Source organism: Flavobacterium johnsoniae UW101 (genome assembly GCF_000016645.1).
Classification (GTDB): Bacteria; Bacteroidota; Bacteroidia; order Flavobacteriales; family Flavobacteriaceae; genus Flavobacterium; species Flavobacterium johnsoniae.
This window is the reverse complement of record NC_009441.1, coordinates 5,523,214-5,540,829: the sequence shown is the minus strand read 5'-3', so window position 1 is coordinate 5,540,829 and position 17,616 is coordinate 5,523,214. Positions and strand designations below refer to the sequence as shown.

Below are 17,616 nucleotides of genomic sequence, written 5' to 3'. Positions count from 1 at the left end.
TTCTAAGATGCTAAGTTTTTAAACTTGAAACCCGAAACAATTCAAAAAAAATCTAAAATCTAAAATTAAAAATGTATATACCTTTTGAAAATTTACCTGGTGAATCAAGAGTCTGGATTTACCAATCGAACAGAAAATTTTCTGAGGAAGAGTTTTCTGAAATCGAAACCGATTTAAAAGCTTTTGTAGAAGAATGGGCCGCGCACGGAACTAGTCTTGAAGCTTCTTTTTTGCTTAAATACAATCGTTTTATAATATTAGCTGTTAATCAGGAAGTGCAGGCTGCGACGGGTTGTTCTATCGATAGTTCAGTAGAATTTATTCAGGGATTAGAGAAAAAGTACGACGTTGATCTGCTTGATAAAATGAATGTAACTTTTAAACTGGGAGAACATATCGCACACAAACCATTAATTGATTTCAAGAAAATGGTAAAAGATAAATCAGTTTCTGAGAATACTATTGTTTTCAATAATTTGGTTAACAATATCGAAGAATTCAACGACTCTTGGGAAGTTCCTGCTGCTGACAGCTGGCACAGCAGATTTTTCTAAGAAAAATTTATACTATTTGTAAAAGGCACAAAACTTAGGTTCTGTGCCTTTTTTGTTTTGAATACGTGTTGTTTAAACCCGCTGCTTAAAATTTATTAACTGGAATTAATCTAATTTTGTCGAAAATCTAACAATTTAAACAGCCCATTCAACGCTATTTTTGAGTATTTTCGTAGAATTAAATTTAATACATGAAAATAGCAATAGTTTGTTATCCAACATTTGGCGGTAGTGGTGTAGTAGCCACTGAGTTAGGTCTCGAATTAGCCAGACGCGGACACGAAATACACTTTATAACTTACAGCCAGCCGGTAAGATTGGCACTTTTAAATCCTAATGTTCATTATCACGAAGTAAACGTTCCAGAATATCCTTTATTTCATTATCAGCCGTATGAATTAGCTTTGTCAAGCAAATTGGTCGACATGGTGAAATTATATAAAATAGAAGTTCTTCATGTACATTATGCAATTCCTCATGCGTATGCAGGATATATGGCAAAACAAATGCTGAAGAATGAGGGAATTAATCTTCCAATGATTACAACACTTCACGGAACTGATATTACGCTGGTAGGGAATCATCCGTTTTACAAACCTGCGGTGACTTTCAGTATCAATAAATCAGATTATGTGACTTCGGTTTCACAGAGTTTGAAAGATGATACTTTGAAATTATTCAAGATCAAAAATAAAATTAAGGTAATCCCGAATTTTATTGAATTGGATAAAGTTAGAAAAGACCCAACTGAGCCTTGTCACAGATATGTAATGGCAAAGGAGAATGAAAGAATCGTAACACATATCAGTAACTTTAGAAAAGTAAAACGCATTCCGGATATTATTAAGATTTTCTATAATATCCAGAAAGAAATGCCGGCTAAATTAATGATGGTGGGCGATGGTCCTGAAAAGGAAAAAGCAGAGGTTTTGTGTATGGAACTAGGAATTCACGATAAAGTAATTTTCTTTGGTAACAGTAATGAGATCGACAAGATTTTATGCATGACCGATTTGTTTTTACTTCCATCAGAAACAGAAAGTTTCGGGTTAGCAGCTTTAGAAGCTATGGCTTGCGGTGTTCCGGTTATTTCGAGTAATTCAGGAGGATTGCCTGAGGTTAATTTTGATGGTGTTTCCGGATATTTGAGTGATGTTGGAAATGTTGATGAAATGGCAGCCAATGCTATTAAGATATTAAAAGATGACAAAACACTGAATGAGTTTAAAGCAAATGCTTTAGAAGTTGCGAAGAATTTTGATATTAAAAACATTCTTCCAAAATATGAAGCTTTGTATCAAAGAGCAATTGACGATTATAAAGAATAAAAACAATAATTTAAAAATTTGAACGTAATGAAAAAAGTAATTTCGGTTTTAGTAATTTTTGTTTTGGTTTCCTGCGGTGCATCAAAAACAGCTGCTTCATCAACGGCACTTTATGAAGTTTTAACAGAACAGTCAAGCGGCGGCGGAAATATCAGATTTTTTGAAATCCTGACCGAACCTAATGAAATTAAAATGCTTCAAAACGATCCGCTTTTGGCTCATAAAATGAAAGATGCTGATATTAATAATTCCAACTATGTTATTTTGAACATGGGAGAAAAAAATACAAGTGGTTATTCTATCGGCGTTGAAAAAGTTGAAGAAACAGATAAAAATATTATCATTACAGTTAAAGAAAATGCGCCGTCTCCGGATGCAATGGTAATGCAGATGATCTCTTACCCTTACACGGTTGTAAAAGTGCATTCTAAAAAAGAAATTATTATTAAGTAAGTTATTAGTAAAGAGTGACTAGTAAAGAGTTATTAGTTACGAGTTAGATATTGAGTGTCAGGCTGAGCGAAGTCGAAGCCATCGTTACGTAATCTTTGCATAATTGGGTTTTGAATTTGCTCAGCCTCATACATTTTATTTTAAAACATAAAAAAAACCTGTCGTTTAAAAGCGACAGGTTTCTTCTTACAATTATTTTTTATTTTTAATTAAAATCTGAATTTAACTCCTAATCCAACGTCAAATCCAAAATTGTCATCGTCATAGTATCCAGAACCAATTTCAGGTCTTGCATCTAATGACAGTGTAATAGGCACTTCCTTAAATCTATATTCTATACCAATATCTCCGGCTGCAAAAACATATGTTCCGCTGTCGTTATATCTGTAATTGTTGTTGTAATAATCGTGGTCCCAGGCAGCTAATCCACCCCCAACACCAGCGTACCAGTTAAATCCGCCGTCGATGTTCCAAACCCATTGGTAAAGAGCAACTCCTTTAATGGCATCAACGTCGCTGCTGTTTCTCCAGCCTAAATCAAATTCAAGTCTGTTTTTTTGGTTTAGTCCTAATTGGTATGATACTTCACCTCCAAATCCGTTGTTGTCTCCTAAACGCAATCCTAGAGCGTGTTTTGAAATTTCTTGTGATTGTGCCGTAAATGCAAATCCAAAAAGCATAATGGCAGATACTATTATCTTCTTCATAAAATGGTTAATTAATTTTTTTCAAATTTAGATTTCCTTGTATATGAAGAACGTATAATATTTTTAGAAATTGTTATATAATTCACATTTTTTAGAATTTTCGATAGGCCGAAAAGTTAAAAACAACGTCTACAGTGCTTTATAATGCAGGTTGGCATTATTTTTTAAGAATAATATTTGAAATTAACTGCGATGTTAAAATATCTTCCATTTCAAAAAGATTTTCTTCTTCAGTAAAATTACTGTGTGTGTACGAATATAATTTCCAGCGCTTTTTGTGGTATTCGAGAGCTGTTAAATTTTCGACCCAGTCACCAGAATTCAAATATAAAGTAGAACCGTGTTTGTTTTCTTTGGTAAGTATTTTTGGTTCGTGTATATGACCACAGATAACATAATCGTAATTTTTTTCGATAGCCAAATCAGTTGCAGTAGTTTCAAAATCTGAGATAAATTTAACTGCTTTTTTTACACTGGCTTTTATTTTTTTAGAAAATGAATAAGGCTCGCGTCCTAATTTTGCAAGACACCAGTTTGCAAATCGGTTCATAAGGATTAAGTAGTCATAACCTAAACCTCCCAGTTTTGCGATCCATTTAGAATGTTGTACAGAAGCATCAAAAACATCTCCATGAAAAATCCACGCCTTTTTGTCGTCTAATTCTAAAACTAATTTATCGACCAAAGAAAAATTACCCATGTTCATATCACTGAATTTACGAAGAATCTCATCGTGATTTCCGGTAATATAATACACTTTTGTACCTTTTGAAGCCATCCCTATAATGCGTTGAATAACTCTTAAATGGGCTTTTGGGAAATAAGATTTTCTAAACTGCCAGGCATCAATAATATCTCCGTTTAGGACTAAGGTTTTGGGTTTAATGCTTGATAAGTAGTTGTTTAGCTCTTTGGCGTGACTTCCGTAAGTTCCTAAATGGACATCAGAAATAATGACCAATTCGACATTTCGTTTTTTCAATTTTTCTTAATTTGAAGTTCCACAAATGAAAGAAAATCTTGCTGGATTTATTTTATGAAAAGGTTACTAATTTGAGGTCAATTTTAATAAATTGTGATTTTTAAACTGTTTAATCTTTAATTAATATTACCAATTTTTAATTTTTTAATTTAATTCATAAAACTTACATTTGCTCAAAACAATTTACAATGGCAGGAAACAGCTACGGCACCCTATATAAAGTTACTACATTTGGAGAATCTCATGGTGAAGCTCTAGGCGGTATTATAGACGGATGTCCATCAGGAATAGAACTTGATTTCGAAGCGATAGAAGTTGAAATGTCCCGTAGAAAACCAGGACAATCGGCTATCGTAACACAAAGAAAAGAACCAGACGCGGTTCAGTTTCTATCAGGAATATTTGAAGGAAAAACTACAGGAACCCCAATTGGTTTTATTATTCCGAATACCAATCAAAAATCAGATGATTACTCTCATATAAAAGATAATTACAGACCAAGTCATGCTGATTATGTATATGACCAAAAATACGGTTTTCGTGATTATCGCGGAGGCGGAAGAAGTTCTGCACGTGAAACAGCCAGCAGAGTAGTAGCAGGAGCTATTGCAAAACAAATGCTTCCAGAAATTAAAATTAATGCTTATGTTTCTTCTGTAGGTCCTATTCATTTAGATACACCTTATCAGGATTTAGATTTTTCTAAAATCGAAAGCAATCCGGTTCGCTGCCCTGATGAAAAATCAGCAGCTATTATGGAAGAATATATTCGTGATATCCGCAAACAAGGAGATACTGTAGGAGGAGTTGTTTCGTGTGTAATTCAAAATGTACCCGTTGGTTTAGGCGAGCCTGTTTTTGATAAATTACATGCTGAATTAGGAAAAGCAATGCTTTCTATCAATGCCGTAAAAGGTTTTGAATACGGAAGCGGTTTCTCTGGTTCTGAAATGAAAGGAAGCGAACACAACGATTTATACAATCCGGACGGAACGACAAAAACAAATCTTTCAGGAGGAATCCAGGGCGGAATAAGCAACGGAATGGATATTTATTTCAGAGTTGCTTTTAAACCTGTTGCGACTATTATGCAGACTCAGGATTCTTTAGATAATAAAGGTAATATTACACCAATGACCGGAAAAGGACGTCATGATCCGTGCGTGGTGCCTCGTGCAGTACCAATCGTTGAGGCGATGGCTGCGATTGTTTTGGCAGATTTTTATTTAATCAACAAAACATATTAATAAAAGTAAGGCAGTGAGGGTCTTATATTTTAATAATTAAAAAACAAATTAATGCAAGTAACAGAAACTAAGAAAAAATCATTTTTAACAGGACTTACAGGGCAGATTTTAATTGCAATGGTTCTTGGCGCAACGCTGGGAATTATTCTGCATAACTCAATTTCACCTGAAGCAGCGCAGTCATTCAGCACAAAAATTAAAATGCTTGCGACTATTTTTATCCGTTTGGTGCAAATGATTATTTCTCCTTTGGTTTTTACCACTTTAATTGTGGGAATTGCAAAACTGGGAGATATAAAAACAGTAGGAAGAATTGGAGGAAAAGCGCTTGGATGGTTTTTTACAGCTTCTTTTATCTCATTGTTAATTGGGTTATTTTATGTAAATATTTTAGAGCCTGGAGTAGGTTTAAAATTAAGCCATGTAGATATGGCTTCGGCATCTGAAGTAACCGCTAAAACTCAAAACTTATCATTTGAAAACTTCGTTGAGCATATTGTTCCAAAAAGTATTATTGAAGCAATGGCAACCAACGAAATTCTACAAATTGTAATATTTTCTATTTTCTTCGGATTAGCGGCTGCGTCTTTAGGTAACACTGTAAAACCGGTAATTGGAGCTTTAGATAAAATCTCGCATATCGTTCTTAAAATGGTAAATTATGTAATGAACTTCGCTCCAATTGGAGTTTTTGGAGCCATTGCAGCGGTTTTTGCCATTCGTGATGCCGAAGAATTATTAATTACGTATTTCAAGTTTTTCGGATCATTTTTATTAGGAATTGGAACTTTATGGGTTGTGTTAATTGCAGTAGGTTTTATTTTCTTAGGAAGAAGAATGGTTGAGCTTTTAAGACGAATCATTGGACCTTTGGCAATTGCTTTTGGTACAACAAGTTCAGAAGCTGTTTTTCCTAAATTAACAGAAGAATTAGAAAGTTTTGGTGTAAAAGACAGAATCGTTTCTTTTATGCTGCCGCTTGGCTATTCTTTCAATTTGGACGGCAGTATGATGTACATGACTTTTGCGAGTATTTTTATTGCACAGTTTTATAATGTACATTTAGATTTAGGAACTCAAATGGCAATGCTGTTGGTTTTAATGCTTACGAGTAAAGGAATTGCGGGAGTGCCAAGAGCAAGTTTAGTTGTTGTTGCTGCTACCTGTGGTATGTTTGATATTCCGGTTGAAGGTATTGCTTTAATTTTACCAATTGACCATTTCTGCGATATGTTTAGAAGCGCAACCAATGTTTTAGGAAATGCTTTGGCAACTTCGGTTGTAGGGCAGTGGGAAGGCAATGATACTGCCGAAAATGTAATAGAAAACTAATTGTTTTTTTTAGAGAAAACAATACAAGATAACCGAAAAGAAAAGCTGTATTTTTATAGGAAATACGGCTTTTTTTTATTTTTAAGTGTATATTTGATAAAATTAGCCGATTGATGCCCCACATACGGATTTTTTTATTTACACTGCTATTTCTGAATTGTTTCAGCAATTTTGCCGTAGCACAATCTGAACCGGTTTCAGAAGCCCGGATAAACAGATTAATTAAGGAGGCCTGGGATGATTTTAAAGACTCCAATTTCGAAAGATCTCTCATTACTTCACGTGTAGCATTAAATTATGCCACAGCAGCAAAAAATGATAATTTAATTGCAAAGGCATACAAAGTTATTGCCGGAAATTATAACGAATTATCAGAAATTGATAAAGCTCTTTTCTTTTACAATAAAGGTTTATACTACGCAAATAAAACAGACAACGATTCGTTAAAGTACAGTCTTCACAACAATATAGGAAACATTTATTGTTTCGAAAAAAAGCAGTTTGATAAAGGGATAGATTATTACCAAAAATCAATTGCTTACAGTTTAAAAACAAACAACAGCGATCAGATTTATTTTACCAATGTCAATATTGCCTGGGCTTATTTTGATATTGGAAGATTTGATGCAGGATATCCGTACTTAAAATTTGTTGGCGATCATGTTGAAAAATACGGAGATGCTTCCACAGAAATTATTGTGTATATGCTGAATGGAATGTATTCTAGTTACAAAAACGAAAATACAGCCGCTAATTCTTATTTTTTAAAAGCAATTGCCGCCGGAGAAAACAGCGATGAAAAATCGGATTTGTCTTATACACATTTAGAATATTCAAAATTCTTAACCAAAATAAAGAATTATAAAGAGGCTTATAAGCATCTTGTAAAGTTTAATGAAATTACAGAGGAACTTTATAATCAGGAAAAATTAAAAAAAGCATCAATTGCCGGATTCAATTTAGAGCTGGATGAATATAAAAGACAGATTGACAAAATTGAAAATGAAAAAACATCACAGTCTCAAAGTCTTAAAAAATCAAGAATTATCGTAATCCTGTTTATACTCACATCTCTAATCTTACTTTTTTTAATTGTAACGCTGATTAAGAATATAGGATTTAAGAAAAAACACAATTTAGAGCTCTTAGAGGCAAAAGAAATTGCAGAAGAAGCCTCATTACTCAAAACCCAATTTATTTCGACTATAAGCCACGAATTGCGTACACCACTGTATGGTGTGGTAGGAATAACAAATATGCTTCTTGAAGAACACAAAGAATTATCGCAGAGCCAGCATTTAAGTGCTTTAAAATTTTCGGCACGATATTTACTTTCCTTAGTTAACGATATTCTTCAAATTAATAAAATTGAAGAAAACAAAGTAGTTTTAGAAAGCTTGACATTTAATATTTCGGATGAAATAACAATGATCAAAAATTCACTTTCTTTTCTATCCCAAAAAAATAATAACAAAATTAATGTTGAAATAGACGATTATATTCCGGAGTATTTAATTGGTGATAAACTTCGACTGGGTCAGATTTTAATGAATTTAGTGAGCAATGCGCTAAAGTTTACAAAAAACGGGGAAGTTGATATTATCGTTAAACTACATAAGATAGAAGGGAAATTATACTATCTGGATTTTTTGATAAGAGATAACGGAGTTGGAATTGCGGCTGTAGATCAAAATAAAATATTCGAAAAATTCGTTCAGGTAGGACGAAAAGATGAAGATTATCAGGGAACGGGATTAGGTTTAAGTATAGTAAAACGATTATTGGGGCTTTTTGGAAGTACAATTACGCTGGAAAGTGATTTAGGTGCAGGAACTGCATTTTCATTTGTAATTCCGTTTGAACATGATCCTCAAAAAACAAAAAAAATAATTGAAGATATAGAGGTGGATTTAACATCAAGCGAAATTTATAAAATTCTTATTGTAGAAGATAATCTAATTAACCAGCTGGTTACTAAAAAGATTATCGAAAAAAATAATTTTGTCTGCAAAGTCGTTGATGACGGTTTTGGAGCGCTTACAATATTAGAGAAAGAAAGATTTGATCTTATTTTAATGGATATTAATATGCCGTTAATGAATGGTTTTGAAGCTACAAAACGCATTCGGCTGTTAGGGGTAAAAACGCCTATAGTGGCGTTGACTGCTTTTGATAAAGACGAAATTACAGATGAGGCACTTTCATCAGGAATGAATGATATTATTGTAAAGCCTTTTGAGCCTGTAAAATTGTTTAAGATTATAAATTACTTAATAATAGAAGCGAAAAACGCTGGTTTTTAATACCAGCGTTTTTTATTTTGTTTTGAAGCACTTGATTTTCTCGATTTGTGAGCACCGCCGCTTCTGTTTGAATTTTTAGGTTTTTCTCCTGCTTCAGGACTTCCTGAATGCCATGGGTAAGGATGATCTGTAATAATTTTTACATCTACTTTTATTAATTTCTTAATATCCTTCCAGTAAGGCTCTTCGTCTTTACCGCAGAAAGATATTGCAATACCGCCGTTTCCTGCACGTCCTGTACGGCCAATTCGGTGTACATAAGTTTCAGGAATGTTTGGTAAATCAAAATTGATAACATAAGGCAGCTGTTCAATATCGATTCCTCTTGCTGCAATATCTGTAGCAACCAGAACGCCGACTTCTTTATTTTTAAAAGCATCCAGAACACGCTGTCTCGCATTTTGCGATTTGTCTCCGTGAATGGCTTCTGCCGGTATATTTTTTTTGCGAAGCGCTTTTACAACATTATCTGCACCATGTTTGGTTCTCGAAAAAACCAGTACGTTTGATAAATTTTCTTCCTTAATTAAACGATAAAGCAGGTTTCTTTTTTCTGTTTTGTCAACAAAATAAACACGCTGTTCTACATTTTCTGCAGTTGATGAAACCGGAGAAACTTCAACTTTTTCAGGATCCTGCAAGAACATTTCTGCCAATTCGCGAATTGCAAGAGGCATTGTTGCAGAGAATAATAAAGTTTGTCTGTTTTTTGGCGTAAGTTTTACAATCTTTTTTACATCGTTTATAAAACCCATATCCAGCATTTGATCTGCTTCATCTAAAACCAAGGTATGCAGATGATTTAAATCAAGAAAACCTTGTTTGTGTAAATCTAATAATCGGCCCGGAGTTGCCACCAAAACATCAACACCATTTTTTAAAGCATCAACCTGAGGGTTTTGAGAAACACCGCCAAAAATAGTTAATTGCGTTAAATTGGTATATTTAGAATACGTGTCAAAACTCTGCCCAATCTGTACCGCTAGTTCACGCGTAGGCGTTACAATAAGTGCGCGAATTTGTTTGGCTTTTTTTGATGAACCTACAATTCGGTGTAATTGATGTATAATTGGAATCGCAAATGCCGCTGTTTTTCCTGTTCCTGTCTGCGCGCAGCCAATTAAATCCCTTCCGGCTAAAACAATCGGAATAGATTTTTCCTGAATAGGAGTGGGATTTAAATAGCCTTCTTCAAATACGGCTTTTTGTATACTTTTTGAGAGTGATAAATCTTCGAATAACATATCTTAGTAATTAAGAATTTTAGTTTTAAGTACTAAATTCTGTGCAAAGATAGGTTTATTCAGTCAATCGGCTGTTTGAATCTTGTATTATTTGGAAAATGTGTGGTTTTAGGCCGCCTGTTCTTCAAGCTAATTTCTCTTTTTCGTTATTTGCTTTTATAAAATCAGTTACTAAATACCCAATTAATTTTCCAATTAAATTGTTATTTGGAGAATCGGCTAAATCTGGAGCACCTTCACAGATATGTAAATACGCAGCATTTTTATGCTGTCCGAAAAACGAAATAAACTGACGTAATTCTTCTACCGAAAACCCGCTGATTGTCATAGCACTGCTGGCAATATTAGGAATAGCGTCGAGATCAATCTCAATTCCAAAAGCATCTGTTTTTATAAACTCTAGCGCAAGAGCCATTTCGCGGGTAAAATCTTTTTCCTTACGAATATTTACGCTGTCATAAGTGTTATAACGCACGCGGTCTTCCAGTTTTTTAATAAGGTCTAAAACACTTTTTGAAGTGTAGTTTTCGTGAAGTCCGAAAATAAAATATTTTTTTAGAAAACCTTCTTCATACGCATACGAAAACCCGTTGCCGCTGTGGCGTCCTTCCAGAATTCTAAAATCAGAATGCGCATCAAAATTTACGGCATTTATTGGTTTTCCTTTGGCTAAAGCCGAACCTTTAATATTTCCGTAAGCATTATTATGTCCGCCTCCAATAATAATAGGAGTTTTGCCGGCTTTCATTATAGTAAATATAATATGCGAAACTTCTTTGTCGATTTTTTCTACCAGCTGGCTTAGTTTAGAGCGGTCGTCAATGTCATTAAAATCTAAGTTTTCGACGTCACGCATTTCTGCAGAAACATCAAGCTGTCCTAAAACTATAATCTGGCTGCCTTTTGAAAAGCGGTTATGCTGAATATTTGCAATACTTTTAATAGCGTTTTCCCACGCTGATGCTGTTCCGGGTCTTCCATAATTCGCACGTACACCAATGTCTTCCGGAATTCCCAAAAGAACATACTTCGCCTCAGATTCTTGTAAAAATTTGATTTTGTCTGCGTCTTTCGGCAAAACAATCATTTTTTCTCCGAATTTTATTTCACCACTACGATGATTTGTGACTTTTGCCAAATCATTGACAGTAAAAGGAATCAATTTCTCCATGAAAAAAATTTATTTTCCAAAAATAATATAATTGTAACAACTTACGTTATTAACATATATTAATTCTTAAATTTGTTATTAAAGAAAATTATTAAATATGGAAAACCCAAAGAACAACAACAATTCAAGTCTAAAAGCGATTATAGCGGTTTTAGCAGTCCTACTGATTGGTAGCTTAGTGTATATTTTTAAATTATCTTCTGATACTGATGTAGTTAAGACAGAACTTACAACTACAATGACAGAAAAAGAGTCTGTAATGAAAGATTTACAGGAATTGAAAGCAACTTATGATGCTGCAATTGCTGAAAACACATCAATGTCAGACGAATTAATTCAGGAAAGAGATAAAGTTGTCGCTTTGATGGATGATTTGAATAAATCTAAAGGTGATGTTTCTAAATACAGAGCTCAGGTACAGGCAATGCAGGGTAAAATGAAAACTCTAGTTGCTGAAAACGACGAATTGAAAAAACAAAATGGTGTTTTAACAGTTCAGAGAGATAGTACAATTACTGTGTTAGGAGAGTCTAAAAAATACAACGAAGTACTTGTAGGACAAAATGAAGAGCTTGCAAAAACAGTTGAAAGAGGTTCTAAATTATCAATTTTGAACACTAAAACTTCTGCTTATAAATTGAAAAGCTCTGGAAAACAAATTGAAACAGATAAAGCAAGCCGTGCTGATATCTTAAAAGTAAGTTTTACTATTGCTGAAAACCAAATTGCTAAATCTGGAGATAAAACATATTATGTTCAGGTTATTGATGCAAAAAACAACGTTTTGGGCGAGAAAAAAACAGAAAGCTTTGGAGATAACTCTTTAACATACAGCTTTAAAACTACTGTAAAGTATGAAAACAAATCTGTAAACGTTACTGAAGATCTTCCTGGAAAAGATTTCGCTAAAGGAACTTATTTTATCAATGTTTTTGATAATGACGAATTAGTTTCTAAAACTAGTTTTAGTTTAAGATAATTGTGCCAAAGAAGTAAAAATACCACTTTGATATTAAAGGTCTGTGATTTCACAGGCCTTTTTTTATGGACTAAATCTTTGTAAAACTTATGGTATTTGCACCGATTTTAAACATTGCAGTAAAAAATAACCCACAGTTTTGAGCTGTGGGTTAAATAATTTTGAAAAGGATTAATTTTATTATATAATTTGACCGTCAATTAAAACATCTTCAATTAAATTACTTCCAAAAGCATAAGGAATTTGGTAGTAAGATGAAATAGGTTTAGTTATAATTAAATTGGCTTTTTTGCCTTTTGTAATACTTCCGTGAGTTTCTGAAAGTCCCATTGCATAAGCGCCGTTAATTGTTGCCGCGTTTATTGCTTCTTCAGGAGTCATTTTCATTTTAATACAAGCTGTAGCTACAACAAAATTCATGTTCCCGGATGGAGTAGAACCAGGATTGAAATCGGTTGCAAGTGCCAAAGGTAATCCTGCTTTAATCATTTCGCGTGCTGGTGTGTACGGAATGCTTAAGAAATAAGAACATGAAGGTAATGCGACAGGCATCGTTTCGGTGCCTTTTAAGGCTTCAATGTCTTCTGGATTCATTATTTCAAGATGATCTACAGAAAGTGCGTTAAATTTAACTCCAGACTGAATACCGCCGATAGAATTAAATTGATTAACGTGAATTTTTGGTTTTAAACCAAAATCAATTCCCGCCTGCATGATTTTTTCTGTTTCTTCAACAGAGAAATAACCGCTTTCGCAGAAAACATCTACATAATCTGCCAGTTTGTTTTGTGCAATTTCAGGAAGCATTTTAGTGATGATTTCATCAATATAACCTGCCTTGTTTTCTTTATAATGCGTTGGGAAAGCATGTGCGCCCAAAAAAGTAGCTTTTATTGAAATTGGATAATTTTCTGCCAGTTTTTTTATCACACGAAGCATTTTTAATTCGCCTTCAACAGTTAATCCGTAACCTGATTTTATTTCGACAGCTCCGGTTCCTAAACGCATGACTTCTTCCAGACGAATTTTTGATTGTTCGTAAATTTCTTCTTCAGAAGTTTCATTTAATTTTTTAGCCGAATTTAAAATTCCGCCGCCACGATTGGCAATTTCTTCATAAGTAAATCCGTTTATGCGGTCTACAAATTCCTGTTCGCGGTTTCCCGCATACACAATATGCGTATGGCTGTCGCACCAGGCAGGAAGAACAACACGTCCGGAAGCATTGATAATGCTGTCTGCTTTAATTTCTGGAAGGTTTTCCATAGATCCAAAATCAGCAATAAGATCATCTTTTATTACTAAAAAGGCATTTTTAATTGTAGGAAGCTCTGCCATTTCAGCTCCCGAAACTTTAGAAATTGATGTTTGGCGTACTTGGAGCAGTTCCTGTATGTTTTTTATTAATGTAATCATTATAGATAGTGTTATAAAACACAAATTTCACAAATTATCACGAACTAATCCGTGAAATCTGTGAAATTCGTATTTTTAATTCTTTTGTGTTTTTATTCAGAAACTGTTATTTCAAACAATTTGTCCCAATATTTCCCTGTAACAAAAATTGTTTTGGTTTGTGGGTTGTAAGCTATTCCGTTTAAAACTTCTGCATTTTTTGCTTTAACAAATTTACGTAAACCTGAAAGGTCTAATATTCCTTCTACTGAACCAGAAGTTGGATTTACGACAGCAATTGCATCTTTTTGCCAAACGTTTACATAAAACTTCCCGTTAATTAATTCTAATTCATTAATAGATTTAATTTTTGAAGAACCAGAATATACATTTATATAATCAATTAATTTTTGAGTATTTGGATCCATTTTCCAGATTTTCTCAGTCCCGTCTGAATGGTAAATGTATTTATCATCATGTGTCATTCCCCAGCCTTCAATATCTTTGTCGTATTTGAAAGTTTTCTCTAGTTTAAAAGTTTTTGCATCATAGATAAAACCGGTTTTTTCCTGCCAGCTTAACTGATAAATTTTATTATTTATAAAAGTTATTCCTTCGCCAAAATATTCCTTAGGAAGGTCAACTTGCTTAATTACTTTTCCTGTTTTATAATCAACAGACCTGAAATATGAGTTTTCTTTTTGACCAGTACTTTCAAATAAAAGGCCATCATGGAATTCTAAGCCTTCTGTAAACGCAGTAGTGTCATGAGGGAAAGTATTAACTACTTTATACTTTAATAATTTAGGTTCGATATCAGAAACGACTTCAATTCTTTTAGTAGCATCAGAAGAGTCTCCGCCAAAATAAGCAGTTGCTTTTAAGTATTGATAACCTAGTTTTTGATCTTTTAAGTCAAATTTAAATTTTTCGGCTCCTTTTGTGTTTCCTACTTTTTTGTCGTTAACGAAGTAAACTATGCTGTCAATTTCTTTAGAATTTGGGTTCAAAATTCCGATTGAAACTGATTCTTTTGGTAAAAAATGGGCAGGAAAAGCAGAATCATCAATGGTAAATAAAGAATTTTCACCTTTTTTTGTGCCTTTGCATCCAATTAATGTGATTCCTAATAAAATGACAGCTAGGAAGTTATATTTTTTCATAGTTTAAAATTTGAATAAGCCAATATACGATGATATTTTTATAGCAGCAAAGCTCTTGCAAAAATATAAAAAGATTGTATATTTGCACCGGCAAGTCCTACACGACCAGCTCCTGCAGACTCCCCCAGGATGGGAACATAGCAAGGGTACGCGGTTGAGCGGTGCGATGTAGGTCGCTTGCCACTTTTTATTTTTTAGAATTTGTATAAAAGTAGTCTTCCTTCGGGAGGATTTTTTTATTTTTGGACCTTTCGTTGAGTTAGAAGTTAAATGTCAGGCTGAAAAATTTCTCTTCATTGAACTAAAAACTCAAAATTCATAACTTATAACTCATAACCCAAAAATGAATAAAGTTGTTTTAATTACCGGAGGATCTTCAGGGATTGGAAAATCTATTGGTGAATTTTTGCATAAAAAAGGTTTTGTCGTGTATGGAACGAGCCGAAATCCTGAAAAAGTCTTGAATTCTATTTTTCCTCTTGTGGCTTTAGACGTTCGAAATGCTGATTCGATTAAATCGGCTGTCAGTAAGATTATCGAAACTTCGGGCAGACTGGACATTGTCATTAACAATGCCGGAGTTGGAATCACGGGACCATTAGAAGAAATTCCGATGGAGGAAATTAAGAACAACTTTGAAACGAATTTTTTCGGTCCAATTGAAGTTATGAAAGCTGTTCTGCCAAAAATGCGCGAACAAAAATCAGGTTTAATTATTAATATTACTTCTATTGCCGCTTATATGGGACTTCCTTACCGAAGTGTGTATTCGGCTTCAAAAGGAGCTTTAGAATTGATTACTGAAGCTTTGAGAATGGAGGTAAAGCAGTTTGGAATTGAAATTACAAATGTAGCTCCCGGTGATTTTGCAACTAATATTGCTTCCGGACGTTATCACGCGCCTATTGTAAAAGGTTCTGCTTACGAAAAAGTGTACGGAGATACACTTGCTGCAATGAACGAACATGTGGATGCAGGAAGTAACCCGAATGAAATGGCCGAAGCGATTTATAAAATCATTCAAAAAGAAAAGCCAAAAGTGCATTATAAAGTAGGTGTGTTTATGCAGAAATTTTCAATTGTTTTAAAACGCGCGCTTCCGGATAAGGTTTACGAAAAAATGCTTATGAATCATTATAAGTTATAGAATTATGGATAAGATTACAGAGTTTTTGCCTACTATTTTTACTGTGATTGTTTTTCTGGTTATTTGGTTTGTGCTTCGCCGAATTTTAAGTTCTTTGAGTGATAAGATTAATAATTCTGAAGTTTATAAAGAAGAAACATTAAAAGTTCTGGAAGAAATTAGGGATGAATTGAAAGAATTAAATAAAAACAATTCTTCTAAGCAATTTTAAGTTGTAATTTTGCAGCTGAGTTTGCGTGAGGGATAGAGGCGTTATCCTTTTGTGAAGAGAAACGGAACAAAAGATAGAGCCGAAAGCCCGACCCTTGTGGTCACGCCAAAAAATAAATCAACACAATTTAAATATAATAGATTATGAAATTTTTTATTGATACAGCTAATTTAGCTCAAATTAAAGAAGCACAAGCTTTAGGTGTTTTAGATGGTGTAACAACTAATCCGTCGTTAATGGCGAAAGAAGGTATTACCGGAAAAAACAACATCCTTAAGCATTATGTTGATATTTGCAATCTTGTAGAAGGTGATGTAAGTGCTGAAGTTAATGCTCTTGACTTTGAAGGAATGGTTAAAGAAGGTGAGGAGCTTGCTGAATTACATGAGCAAATCGTTGTAAAACTGCCTATGACTAAAGAAGGAGTTATGGCAGCAAAATATTTTTCTGATAAAGGAATTAAAACTAACGTAACTCTTGTTTTCTCTGTAGGACAGGCTATTTTGGCTGCTAAAGCCGGAGCTACTTATGTTTCTCCGTTTGTAGGCCGTTTAGATGATATTTCTACTGACGGTTTAAACCTGATTCAGGAAATTAGAGAAGTGTATGATAACTACGGTTATGAAACTCAAATTTTAGCTGCTTCAGTACGTCACACAATGCATATTGTAAACTGTGCTAAAATTGGTGCTGATGTTATGACTGGACCACTTTCTGCAATTTACGGATTGTTGAAACATCCTTTAACTGATATTGGTTTAGCTCAATTCGTAGCTGACTTCGAAAAAGGAAACAAGTAATCCTTAGATAGTTATAAAATTAAAATCGCCTTTTTTCTAACGAGAAAAGGCGATTTTTTTTACTTTTATATAAATCTTAAATAATTGAATATGAAAGTAATATTGATTGTTTTGTGTTTTTTTACGGCTGGTTTTTCTATAAATGCCCAAGCGAAGGTGATTACTTCTGTCAATGAAGCCGGCGACGTGGCAACTTATGAATTAGATAGTTCTGTTAAGTTTCAAAGTCTGGCAAAAGGACTTCGGTATAATATAACGAGACATGAGTTTAAAGGGCCTGAAATGAAGAACTCCTATAGACTGCTTTTGGTTATGGATGGTTTTTATTCGAAAACTTTAAATAAGGAAATGACAATTTCTGCAGTTTTAAGTGATGGTACTGTTTTAGAAGCCAGAAAGATTATTGAAGATGATGGTTTTTTTGACGGAGCGTGTACTTTAAAAATAAAAGATCCAGAAGCACTTTTAAAAGCGAATATAGACAAAGTTATTGTTCATGCAGGTAAAGATGTGGTTTACCCGATTTCGGCTCAGAATAAAGCCATTTTCAAAAAGAATCTGAGTAATGTTATTAACGCTAAGTAAAAGGGCCAAAGGTTT

17 protein-coding genes and 1 other RNA gene are annotated in these 17,616 nt (G+C 33.8%); 12 read left to right on the top strand and 6 right to left on the bottom strand.

Going from position 1 to position 17,616, the window contains the following annotated elements; genetic code table 11:
* The first annotated feature begins 71 nt into the window (after positions 1-71).
* The 3 genes from FJOH_RS23660 (at position 72) to FJOH_RS23650 (ending at position 2,335) form a co-directional block, all read left to right on the top strand.
* Positions 72-554, top strand: a complete 483-nt coding sequence (locus FJOH_RS23660; protein WP_012026546.1) for a hypothetical protein — start codon at positions 72-74, stop codon at positions 552-554.
* Between the two features lie 191 nt (positions 555-745).
* Positions 746-1,882: an N-acetyl-alpha-D-glucosaminyl L-malate synthase BshA gene (gene bshA / locus FJOH_RS23655; RefSeq protein WP_012026545.1), complete on the top strand. Its 1,137-nt coding sequence runs from the start codon at positions 746-748 to the stop codon at positions 1,880-1,882.
* A gap of 27 nt (positions 1,883-1,909) precedes the next feature.
* Entirely contained in the window at positions 1,910-2,335 is a 426-nt protein-coding gene (locus tag FJOH_RS23650) for a protease complex subunit PrcB family protein (RefSeq protein WP_012026544.1), read from the top strand.
* Between the two features lie 209 nt (positions 2,336-2,544).
* On the opposite strand, the gene FJOH_RS23645 is transcribed toward FJOH_RS23650, so the two are convergent.
* Positions 2,545-3,042: a hypothetical protein gene (locus tag FJOH_RS23645; protein ID WP_012026543.1), complete on the bottom strand. Its 498-nt coding sequence runs from the start codon at positions 3,040-3,042 to the stop codon at positions 2,545-2,547.
* Positions 3,043-3,199: 157 nt separating this feature from the next.
* Entirely contained in the window at positions 3,200-4,024 is an 825-nt protein-coding gene (locus FJOH_RS23640) for a UDP-2,3-diacylglucosamine diphosphatase (protein ID WP_012026542.1), read from the bottom strand.
* A 188-nt stretch (positions 4,025-4,212) separates the two neighbouring features.
* Between FJOH_RS23640 and aroC the strand changes: the two genes are divergently transcribed.
* From aroC to FJOH_RS23625, 3 genes are all read left to right on the top strand, one after another.
* Positions 4,213-5,271, top strand: a complete 1,059-nt coding sequence (aroC, locus tag FJOH_RS23635; protein WP_012026541.1) for a chorismate synthase — start codon at positions 4,213-4,215, stop codon at positions 5,269-5,271.
* Positions 5,272-5,322: 51 nt separating this feature from the next.
* On the top strand, positions 5,323-6,603 hold the full coding sequence (locus tag FJOH_RS23630) for a dicarboxylate/amino acid:cation symporter (protein ID WP_012026540.1): 1,281 nt from the start codon (positions 5,323-5,325) through the stop codon (positions 6,601-6,603).
* Between the two features lie 113 nt (positions 6,604-6,716).
* A complete protein-coding gene (locus FJOH_RS23625) occupies positions 6,717-8,906 on the top strand; it encodes a response regulator (protein WP_012026539.1) in 2,190 nt (729 codons plus the stop codon).
* Here the strand turns inward: FJOH_RS23625 and FJOH_RS23620 are convergent.
* Entirely contained in the window at positions 8,903-10,150 is a 1,248-nt protein-coding gene (locus FJOH_RS23620; protein ID WP_012026538.1) for a DEAD/DEAH box helicase, read from the bottom strand. The genes FJOH_RS23625 and FJOH_RS23620 overlap by 4 nt on opposite strands.
* Before the next feature lie 124 nt (positions 10,151-10,274).
* Positions 10,275-11,321, bottom strand: coding sequence for a formimidoylglutamase (locus FJOH_RS23615; RefSeq protein WP_012026537.1), 1,047 nt, complete (start codon positions 11,319-11,321; stop codon positions 10,275-10,277).
* Positions 11,322-11,418: 97 nt separating this feature from the next.
* Here FJOH_RS23615 and FJOH_RS23610 point away from each other — a divergent pair, with 97 nt between their 5' ends.
* Positions 11,419-12,300, top strand: coding sequence for a hypothetical protein (locus FJOH_RS23610; protein WP_012026536.1), 882 nt, complete (start codon positions 11,419-11,421; stop codon positions 12,298-12,300).
* Between the two features lie 180 nt (positions 12,301-12,480).
* Here FJOH_RS23610 and hutI read toward each other — a convergent pair whose 3' ends face one another.
* Both hutI and FJOH_RS23600 read right to left on the bottom strand, forming a co-directional pair.
* A complete protein-coding gene (gene hutI, locus FJOH_RS23605) occupies positions 12,481-13,716 on the bottom strand; it encodes an imidazolonepropionase (RefSeq protein WP_012026535.1) in 1,236 nt (411 codons plus the stop codon).
* 92 nt (positions 13,717-13,808) lie between these two features.
* Positions 13,809-14,858: a glutaminyl-peptide cyclotransferase gene (locus FJOH_RS23600; RefSeq protein ID WP_012026534.1), complete on the bottom strand. Its 1,050-nt coding sequence runs from the start codon at positions 14,856-14,858 to the stop codon at positions 13,809-13,811.
* 88 nt (positions 14,859-14,946) lie between these two features.
* Here FJOH_RS23600 and ffs point away from each other — a divergent pair.
* The 5 genes from ffs (at position 14,947) to FJOH_RS23580 (ending at position 17,601) form a co-directional block, all read left to right on the top strand.
* Positions 14,947-15,044: signal recognition particle sRNA small type (ffs, locus tag FJOH_RS26405), an RNA gene on the top strand.
* 157 nt (positions 15,045-15,201) lie between these two features.
* Positions 15,202-16,005 carry an SDR family oxidoreductase gene (locus FJOH_RS23595; RefSeq protein WP_012026533.1) on the top strand — a complete coding sequence of 268 codons (804 nt, stop codon included), beginning with the start codon at positions 15,202-15,204 and terminating at the stop codon, positions 16,003-16,005.
* 4 nt (positions 16,006-16,009) lie between these two features.
* Entirely contained in the window at positions 16,010-16,216 is a 207-nt protein-coding gene (locus tag FJOH_RS23590) for an ATP synthase subunit B family protein (protein WP_044048064.1), read from the top strand.
* 143 nt (positions 16,217-16,359) lie between these two features.
* Positions 16,360-17,016: a fructose-6-phosphate aldolase gene (gene fsa, locus FJOH_RS23585; RefSeq protein WP_012026532.1), complete on the top strand. Its 657-nt coding sequence runs from the start codon at positions 16,360-16,362 to the stop codon at positions 17,014-17,016.
* 90 nt (positions 17,017-17,106) lie between these two features.
* The gene (locus FJOH_RS23580; protein ID WP_012026531.1) at positions 17,107-17,601 is read left to right on the top strand and encodes a hypothetical protein; all 495 of its coding nucleotides are present in this window, start codon (positions 17,107-17,109) and stop codon (positions 17,599-17,601) included.
* Positions 17,602-17,616: the final 15 nt, after the last annotated feature.

Bases quoted from the DNA above. Each gene is read 5' to 3' on its own strand.
- FJOH_RS23660 (WP_012026546.1), top strand. From the start codon at position 72: ATGTATATACCTTTTGAAAATTTACCTGGTGAATCAAGAGTCTGGATT.
- bshA (WP_012026545.1), top strand. From the start codon at position 746: ATGAAAATAGCAATAGTTTGTTATCCAACATTTGGCGGTAGTGGTGTA.
- FJOH_RS23650 (WP_012026544.1), top strand. From the start codon at position 1,910: ATGAAAAAAGTAATTTCGGTTTTAGTAATTTTTGTTTTGGTTTCCTGC.
- FJOH_RS23645 (WP_012026543.1), bottom strand. From the start codon at position 3,042: ATGAAGAAGATAATAGTATCTGCCATTATGCTTTTTGGATTTGCATTT.
- aroC (WP_012026541.1), top strand. From the start codon at position 4,213: ATGGCAGGAAACAGCTACGGCACCCTATATAAAGTTACTACATTTGGA.
- FJOH_RS23630 (WP_012026540.1), top strand. From the start codon at position 5,323: ATGCAAGTAACAGAAACTAAGAAAAAATCATTTTTAACAGGACTTACA.
- FJOH_RS23625 (WP_012026539.1), top strand. From the start codon at position 6,717: ATGCCCCACATACGGATTTTTTTATTTACACTGCTATTTCTGAATTGT.
- FJOH_RS23620 (WP_012026538.1), bottom strand. From the start codon at position 10,150: ATGTTATTCGAAGATTTATCACTCTCAAAAAGTATACAAAAAGCCGTA.
- FJOH_RS23615 (WP_012026537.1), bottom strand. From the start codon at position 11,321: ATGGAGAAATTGATTCCTTTTACTGTCAATGATTTGGCAAAAGTCACA.
- FJOH_RS23610 (WP_012026536.1), top strand. From the start codon at position 11,419: ATGGAAAACCCAAAGAACAACAACAATTCAAGTCTAAAAGCGATTATA.
- hutI (WP_012026535.1), bottom strand. From the start codon at position 13,716: ATGATTACATTAATAAAAAACATACAGGAACTGCTCCAAGTACGCCAA.
- FJOH_RS23600 (WP_012026534.1), bottom strand. From the start codon at position 14,858: ATGAAAAAATATAACTTCCTAGCTGTCATTTTATTAGGAATCACATTA.
- FJOH_RS23595 (WP_012026533.1), top strand. From the start codon at position 15,202: ATGAATAAAGTTGTTTTAATTACCGGAGGATCTTCAGGGATTGGAAAA.
- FJOH_RS23590 (WP_044048064.1), top strand. From the start codon at position 16,010: ATGGATAAGATTACAGAGTTTTTGCCTACTATTTTTACTGTGATTGTT.
- fsa (WP_012026532.1), top strand. From the start codon at position 16,360: ATGAAATTTTTTATTGATACAGCTAATTTAGCTCAAATTAAAGAAGCA.
- FJOH_RS23580 (WP_012026531.1), top strand. From the start codon at position 17,107: ATGAAAGTAATATTGATTGTTTTGTGTTTTTTTACGGCTGGTTTTTCT.